Consider the following 6,775-nt stretch of genomic DNA (forward strand, 5'->3'; position numbering starts at 1 on the left):
ACAGACTAGAGCGGGCTCCCCGGCCGATGGAATCCGGCCGCCGTGAGATCCGTGACCTAGAGTCAGTTCGTGCTGATTGGGATGATTTGCGCGCTGGGTGCCGCGGTGTGCTTCGGCACGGCGTCCGTTCTGCAGGCCGTCGCGACGCGGGCGGTGGAGCCCGGCAGCGGCTCGGGGGTGGACGCGGCGCTGTTCCTGCGGGCCGCGCGGCAGTGGCGCTACGTACTGGGCCTCGCCCTGGACGGCGCCGGTTTCGTCCTGCAGATCATCGCGCTGCGGCACGTGCCGATCTACGTGGTCGGGGCCGCGCTGGCCGCCAGCCTGGCGGTGACGGCGGTGGTCGCCTCGCGGCTGATGGCGGTGCGGTTGTCCCGCGCGGAGTGGTGCGCGGTGGGTGTGGTGTGCACGGGGCTGCTGATGCTGGGGCTCTCCGCGGGGGCGGAGGGCAGCGGGACGGGTTCGCTCGCGCTGAAGCTGGGGCTGCTGGGCGTGGCGGTGCTGGTGCTGCTGATCGGCACGGTCGCGGGCGGACTGCCGGACGGGCCGCGGGCGCTGGTCCTCGGTCTGGGGTCGGGCACGGGCTTCGGCGTGGTGGAGGTCTCGGTGCGGCTCGTCGACTCCGTGTGGGACCTCGGCAATCCCGCGCTGTACGCGCTCCTGCTCGGCGGGGCGGCGGGGTTCCTGCTCCTCACCTCGGCGCTGGCGCGCGGCTCGGTGACGGTGGCGACGGCGGGCCTGGTGCTCGGCGAGACGGTCGGCCCGGCGGTGGTGGGCGTGGTCTGGCTCGGCGACCGCACCCGGGAGGGCCTGACGTGGCTGGCCGTGACGGGCTTCGCGGTGGCGGTCGCCGGCTCGCTGGCCCTGTCCCGCTTCGGCGAACCGCAATCGCCCCCGGCACCGGCGCCGCCGCCCTCCCCGTGACCCCGCGCGCCGCGGGGTGCGGGGTGCGGCACCGCTGCGGGGGCGCCGTCCCCGAGCCCCGCGCCTTGCCCCCGGTTGCCCCCGGCCGGGCTGTGGGGCGCGAGGGTCCGGGGGCGCCCCCGCAACGGGGCGGCACCCGCAGGGTCACGGCAGGGAGGCGACGAGCGCCGCGAGGGTCGGGGACCACGCACTGTCCGACGGGGTCCCGTATCCGACGACCAGCGCGTCCCGCGGCGCCGACCCGGCCTGCGGGTGGCGGAAGGCGGACAGGCCGTGCAGGGCGAGGTCGTGCCAGGCCGCCGACTGCAGCACCGACCGCTCCGTGCCCGCCGGGAGCTCAAGCACCGCGTGCAGTCCCGCCGCGATGCCCGAGACGCCCGCCACCCGGCCGGCCACCGCCGCCACCAGCTCGTCCCGCCGCCGCCGGTAGCGCAGCCGCATCCCGCGCACGTGCCGGTCGTACGCCCCGGATTCGATGAACTCCGCCAGCGTCAGCTGGTCCAGCGTGCCGGAGGTCCAGTCCGTGTACCCCTTCGCGGCGGTCACCTCCTCCAGCAGGCCCGGCGGGAGCACCATCCAGCCCATCCGCAGCCCCGGGGCGAGGGACTTGCTGGCCGTGCCGAGGTAGACCACCCGGTCCGGGTCCAGTCCCTGCAGGGCACCGACCGGCTGCCTGTCGTAGCGGAACTCCCCGTCGTAGTCGTCCTCCAGGATCAGCCCGCCGGTGGTCCGGGCCCAGTCGACCGCTGCCGCCCGGCGGGCCGGGGTCAGGGCCGCGCCCGTCGGGAACTGGTGGGCCGGGGTCAGCAGCACCGCGCCCGCCGCCGCGGTCAGCTCCCCCGTACGGGCCCCGTCGCCGTCCACCCCGAGCGGCCTCGTCCGCAGCCCCGCCCGCACCAGCTCGTCCCGGTGGAAGTCCAGCCCGTACCCCTCCACGGCGACCTCACGCACCCGCCGCGCCCGCAGCACCGCCGCGAGCAGCTTCAGCCCGTGCAGGAACCCTGCGCACAGCACGATCCGGTCCGGATCCGCGTACACCCCGCGCGCCCGCGCCAGGTAGCCCGCCAGTGCCTGTCGCAGCTCGACGCGGCCGCGCCCGTCGATGGCGTAGCCGAAGGCCTCGTTCGGGGCGGCGTTCAGTGCCCGCCGGGCCGCCGACAGCCAGGCCGCGCGCGGGAAACCGCCCAGGTCCGGGGTGCCGGGCACCAGGCTGTACGTGGGCCCGCCGCGCACGGGACGCCGCAGGGGTGCGGCGGTCGCGGGCCGGCGCGGGCGGGCCCGCGCCGCGACCCGGGTGCCGGAGCCCTGCCGGGCCGTGAGCCAGCCCTCCGCGACGAGCTCGGCGTACGCCTCGGCGACCGTGTTCCGGGCGATGCCCAGGTCTGCGGCCAGGGTGCGGGAGGACGGCAGCCGGGTGCCGGCCGCCAGCCGCCCGCTGCGCGCGGCCTCGCGCAGCGCCTCGGTCAGCCCGGCCCGCAAGCCCCGCCCGGCGGAGAGATCCAGGTGCAGGTCGGCGCCGAAAGTGGCCCACGAATCCGTCATGGATATGGACCATATCGGCGGGCCGCCCGCCTCCTACGGTGGACCGCATGACCACCACCGCAGAAGACCGGACCCGCCCGCACGCCCACGCCCCCGAGCACACCCCGCGCATGAGCCTCGCGAAGCTCGCCCCCGAGGCGTACAAGGCCGTGCTGGCCCTGGAGACCGCCTCCACGAAGGGCCTGGACCCCTCTCTCGTCGAGCTCGTCAAGATCCGCGCCTCGCAGATCAACCACTGCGCCTTCTGCCTCGACATGCACACCAAGGACGCGATCGCCGCCGGTGAGAGCGTCGAGCGCATCGTGCAGCTGGGCGCCTGGGAGGAGTCCCGGCACTTCTACACCGAGAAGGAGCTCGCCGCGATCGAGCTCACCGAGGCCGTCACCGTCCTGACCGACGGTTTCGTGCCGGACGAGGTGTACGAGAAGGCCGCGGCGCACTTCGAGGAGCGCGAGCTGGCCCAGCTGATCACCGTCATCGCGACGATCAACGTGTGGAACCGCTTCGGCGTCGCCACCCGCATGGTGCCGGGCCACTACAGGCCGGGCATGTACAAGAGCTGACCGGGTCCGGGGACCCTTCGACACCGCGGCGTACCCACCCCGGCGCCCTCACGCCGAAGCGCCCCGGCCCTGTTGGGGCCGGGGCGCTTGGGTGCGTACTGGTTGCCGAGGCGGCAGGGGTCCGCGCTCCTCGGCGAGGAGCGCGGGATCAGCGGTGGATCAGATCAGGCCGAGCTCGCGGACCGCGTCGCGCTCCTCCGACAGCTCCTGGACGGAGGCGTCGATGCGGGCGCGGGAGAACTCGTTGATGTCGAGGCCCTGGACGATCTCGTACTTGCCGTCCTTGCAGGTGACGGGGAAGGAGGAGATCAGACCGGCCGGGACGCCGTAGGAGCCGTCCGACGGGATGCCCATCGAGGTCCAGTCGCCCTCGGCGGTGCCGTTGACCCAGGTGTGGACGTGGTCGATGGCGGCGTTGGCGGCCGAGGCGGCGGAGGACGCGCCACGGGCCTCGATGATCGCGGCGCCGCGCTTGGCGACGGTCGGGATGAAGGTGTCGGCGAGCCACGCCTGGTCGTTCACGACCTCGGCGGCGTTCTTGCCGGCGATCTCCGCGTGGAAGATGTCCGGGTACTGGGTCGCCGAGTGGTTGCCCCAGATGGTCAGGCGCTTGATGTCGGAGACGGCGGCACCGGTCTTGGCGGCCAGCTGCGAGATCGCGCGGTTGTGGTCCAGGCGGGTCATCGCGGTGAAGCGCTCGGCCGGTACGTCCGGGGCGGAGGCCTGCGCGATGAGCGCGTTGGTGTTGGCCGGGTTGCCGACGACGAGGACCTTGATGTCGTCGGCGGCGTGCGCGTTGATGGCCTGGCCCTGCGGCTTGAAGATGCCGCCGTTGGCGGCGAGCAGGTCGCCGCGCTCCATGCCCTTGGTGCGCGGGCGGGCGCCCACGAGCAGCGCGACGTTGGCGCCGTCGAAGCCCTGGTTCGGGTCGTCGAAGATGTCGATGCCGGCGAGCAGCGGGAAGGCGCAGTCGTCGAGCTCCATGGCGGTGCCCTCGGCGGCCTTCATGCCCTGGGGGATCTCCAGGAGCCGGAGCTTGACCGGCACGTCCGCGCCGAGCAGGTGACCGGACGCGATACGGAAGAGCAGCGCGTAGCCGATCTGGCCGGCGGCGCCGGTGACGGTGACATTCACAGGAGTGCGGGTCATGGCCTTCTCCGTTAGACAGCTGGCGGTGGGGCGTCCCTGCCCCATGTGCTGGAGGACGCCGCTCCCCTGTAAATCTTGACGTGAAGAGACATCCGCGGTCAGGCTATCCGACCTTGGCGCGGCCCAACCCCCGGGTCCCTGTGGTGCGCGGCACACGGACCCCGGCGTTTCGAAGGCGAAGTCGATTTCCGGACTTCCATTCGACCAGGCGGACCCGGCCCGTCCGACGGCTTTCGATCGACGTGCCGGCGGACCTGCGCTGCGGGCTGCGGCGCGGCGCCACCGGCAGGCCGTGCCACTCCTGCCGGGGCCGCTGCGCGACGCACCGCCGCCCGGCGCCGAGGCGCACTCGGCGCACTCAGCGCACGGTGAAGCGGACGGCGCTCTCCAGGAACGGGATCTCCAGCAGCGGCCTGGGCTCCATCACCAGCGCGAGCAGCGTGATCGCGACGCCCAGCAGCCCGTAGGTGATCATGTCGGTGAAGCGGGAGCGCACCGCGAGCATCCCCACCGAGGGCAGCACGCGCCGCAGCACCGCCGCCGCGATCAGGGCCACGCCGATCACCAGGCACCCGGCCCGGGCCTGCCCGAGCGCGGTGGTCAGCAGCCCGACCGCGGTCGCGGCGAGCACGCTGAGCATCGGCCACTGGCGGGCGGGCGTGGACACGGCCCCGGGCACGGCGCGCCCGCTGCCCTCGGGGCGGGCCGTGTCCCGCGTGACGGACGGGAAGCGGCGGGACCTGGCCGCGCCGCTCCCGTTCACGTGCTCGGCGCCCGGTTCAGCGCGCACTGCCGGTCCGCTCCGCCGCCTCGACGACGTTGACGAGCAGCTGGGCGCGGGTCATCGGGCCGACCCCGCCGGGGTTGGGCGAGATCCACCGGGCCACCTCGGCGACACCGGGGTGCACGTCGCCGACGATCTTCCCGGCCTCGTCGCGGCTGACGCCCACGTCGAGCACGGCCGCGCCCGGCTTCACGTCCTCCGGCTTGACCAGGTGCGGGACGCCGGCCGCGGCGACGATGATGTCCGCCTGGCGCAGCAGCCCGGAGAGGTCGCGCGTACCGGTGTGGCACAGCGTGACGGTGGCGTTCTCGGACTTGCGGGTCAGCAGCAGGCCGATGGACCGGCCCACCGTGATCCCGCGGCCGACGACGACGACGTGCGCGCCGTTGATCTCGACGCCGTGGTGGCGCAGCAGTTCGACGATCCCGTACGGGGTGCAGGGCAGCGGGCCCGGCTCGTTCAGGACGAGCCGGCCCAGGGAGGTGGGGTGCAGGCCGTCGGCGTCCTTCAGCGGGTCCATCAGTTCCAGGACCCGGTTGGTGTCGATGCCCTTGGGGAGCGGGAGTTGGACGATGTAGCCCGTGCACTGCGGGTTGGCGTTGAGCTCCCGCACGACCTCCTCGATGTCCTCCTGGGAGGCCGTCGCGGGCAGTTCGCGCTGGATGGAGGCGATGCCGACCTCGGCGCAGTCCTTGTGCTTGCCGTTGACGTACCAGCGGCTGCCCGGATCGTCGCCGACCAGCAGGGTGCCGAGGCCGGGGGTGATGCCCCGGGCCTTCAGGGCCGCCACACGGGCGGTCAGTTCGGACTTGATCGCGGCCGCGGTGGCCTTGCCATCGAGAATCTGGGCGGTCATGACCCCATCCTCCCGGATGAGGTGGCCCGGGTTCCAGTCAAGGTGCTCGTGGGGCCGTAGGGTTCATTGCACTTGCACAACAAGTGACCGGCCGTACGACCGCCAACTGGACAAGGGCTCGCCGGTCGGACCACGATGAAACGACTGAGTGCCGCGGGCAGTGCCGGGGGGCGGACCGCACCGTGCAGGATTCCTCCGCGCTCATTGCCGTGCGTCCCTGCACTTCCACGGAGGAACACCCCAGATGAGTTTCGGCGACCCGCACAACCCCTACGGACAGCAGCCGCAGGGCCAGCCCGGCTACGGCTACCCGCAGCAGGCCCCGCAGGGCATCCCGCCGCAGGGCGGCTACGCCTACCCGCAGCAGGCCCCGCAGGCCTACCCCGGCGGCCCCGCCGGGTACCCGGGCGGCCACCCCGGCGCCCAGATGCAGATGCCGGGCGGGGCGAAGGCCGCGCGCGTCATCCTCTTCGTCATGGGTGCCCTGCAGGCGCTGGGCGGCCTGTTCTTCATGATCGGCGGTGCCGTGTTCGCCGCGGCGCTCTCGGACTCCTCCAGCTCCTCCGCCGAGGACGCGGGCGCCATCGCGGGCACCGCGGGCGTCATCGTCGGCCTCCTGTTCATCGGCTTCGCCCTGTGGCCCATCCTGACCGCGGCCAAGATGGGCAAGGGAGGTGGCGGAGTACGCGTCTCCGGCATCATCTACGGCTCGCTCCAGACGCTCTTCGCCGTTCTCGGCGTACTGGTGAACCTCGTCGCGCTCGGCGCCAGCGAGCACACCACGGGCTCCGGCGGCCTCACCGCCATCTCCGTGCTGCCGTCCGTGATCTCCCTCGCCCTCGGCCTCACGATCATCATCGGCCTCGCCAAGGCCGGGGACTTCTTCCGCCGTCCCCGGTACTGAGCCGCCCCCTCCGCACACGGCGAAGGCCGCGACCCGCAGTGCGGGTCGCGGCCTTC

The 6,775-nt window shown here is 73.6% G+C and carries 7 protein-coding genes; 3 read left to right on the forward strand and 4 right to left on the reverse strand.

What is annotated here, in order from left to right:
• Nucleotides 1–69 precede the first annotated feature (69 nt).
• Nucleotides 70–921, forward strand: a complete 852-nt coding sequence (locus tag AVW11_RS28875) for a DMT family protein (protein WP_420856414.1) — start codon at nt 70–72, stop codon at nt 919–921.
• Nucleotides 922–1,065: 144 nt separating this feature from the next.
• On the opposite strand, the gene pdxR is transcribed toward AVW11_RS28875, so the two are convergent.
• Nucleotides 1,066–2,463, reverse strand: coding sequence for a MocR-like pyridoxine biosynthesis transcription factor PdxR (pdxR, locus tag AVW11_RS28880; RefSeq protein ID WP_076046484.1), 1,398 nt, complete (start codon nt 2,461–2,463; stop codon nt 1,066–1,068).
• A 47-nt stretch (nt 2,464–2,510) separates the two neighbouring features.
• Here pdxR and AVW11_RS28885 point away from each other — a divergent pair, with 47 nt between their 5' ends.
• Nucleotides 2,511–3,026 carry a carboxymuconolactone decarboxylase family protein gene (locus AVW11_RS28885; protein WP_076046485.1) on the forward strand — a complete coding sequence of 172 codons (516 nt, stop codon included), beginning with the start codon at nt 2,511–2,513 and terminating at the stop codon, nt 3,024–3,026.
• 159 nt (nt 3,027–3,185) lie between these two features.
• Here the strand turns inward: AVW11_RS28885 and AVW11_RS28890 are convergent, their stop codons facing one another.
• The 3 genes from AVW11_RS28890 to AVW11_RS28900 all read right to left on the reverse strand — a co-directional run bounded on the left by AVW11_RS28890 (nt 3,186) and on the right by AVW11_RS28900 (nt 5,815).
• Nucleotides 3,186–4,175: a malate dehydrogenase gene (locus tag AVW11_RS28890; RefSeq protein ID WP_076046486.1), complete on the reverse strand. Its 990-nt coding sequence runs from the start codon at nt 4,173–4,175 to the stop codon at nt 3,186–3,188.
• A 358-nt stretch (nt 4,176–4,533) separates the two neighbouring features.
• On the reverse strand, nt 4,534–4,965 hold the full coding sequence (locus AVW11_RS28895) for a DUF3017 domain-containing protein (protein ID WP_051700558.1): 432 nt from the start codon (nt 4,963–4,965) through the stop codon (nt 4,534–4,536).
• A complete protein-coding gene (locus tag AVW11_RS28900; RefSeq protein ID WP_030851372.1) occupies nt 4,955–5,815 on the reverse strand; it encodes a bifunctional methylenetetrahydrofolate dehydrogenase/methenyltetrahydrofolate cyclohydrolase in 861 nt (286 codons plus the stop codon). Before AVW11_RS28900 ends, AVW11_RS28895 begins: the two co-directional genes overlap by 11 nt.
• Nucleotides 5,816–6,059: 244 nt before the next feature.
• Between AVW11_RS28900 and AVW11_RS38085 the strand changes: the two genes are divergently transcribed.
• The gene (locus AVW11_RS38085; protein ID WP_030851375.1) at nt 6,060–6,719 is read left to right on the forward strand and encodes a hypothetical protein; all 660 of its coding nucleotides are present in this window, start codon (nt 6,060–6,062) and stop codon (nt 6,717–6,719) included.
• The last annotated feature ends 56 nt before the right edge of the window (nt 6,720–6,775 follow it).

Source organism: Streptomyces amritsarensis (assembly GCF_001953875.1).
GTDB lineage: Bacteria > Actinomycetota > Actinomycetes > Streptomycetales > Streptomycetaceae > Streptomyces > Streptomyces amritsarensis.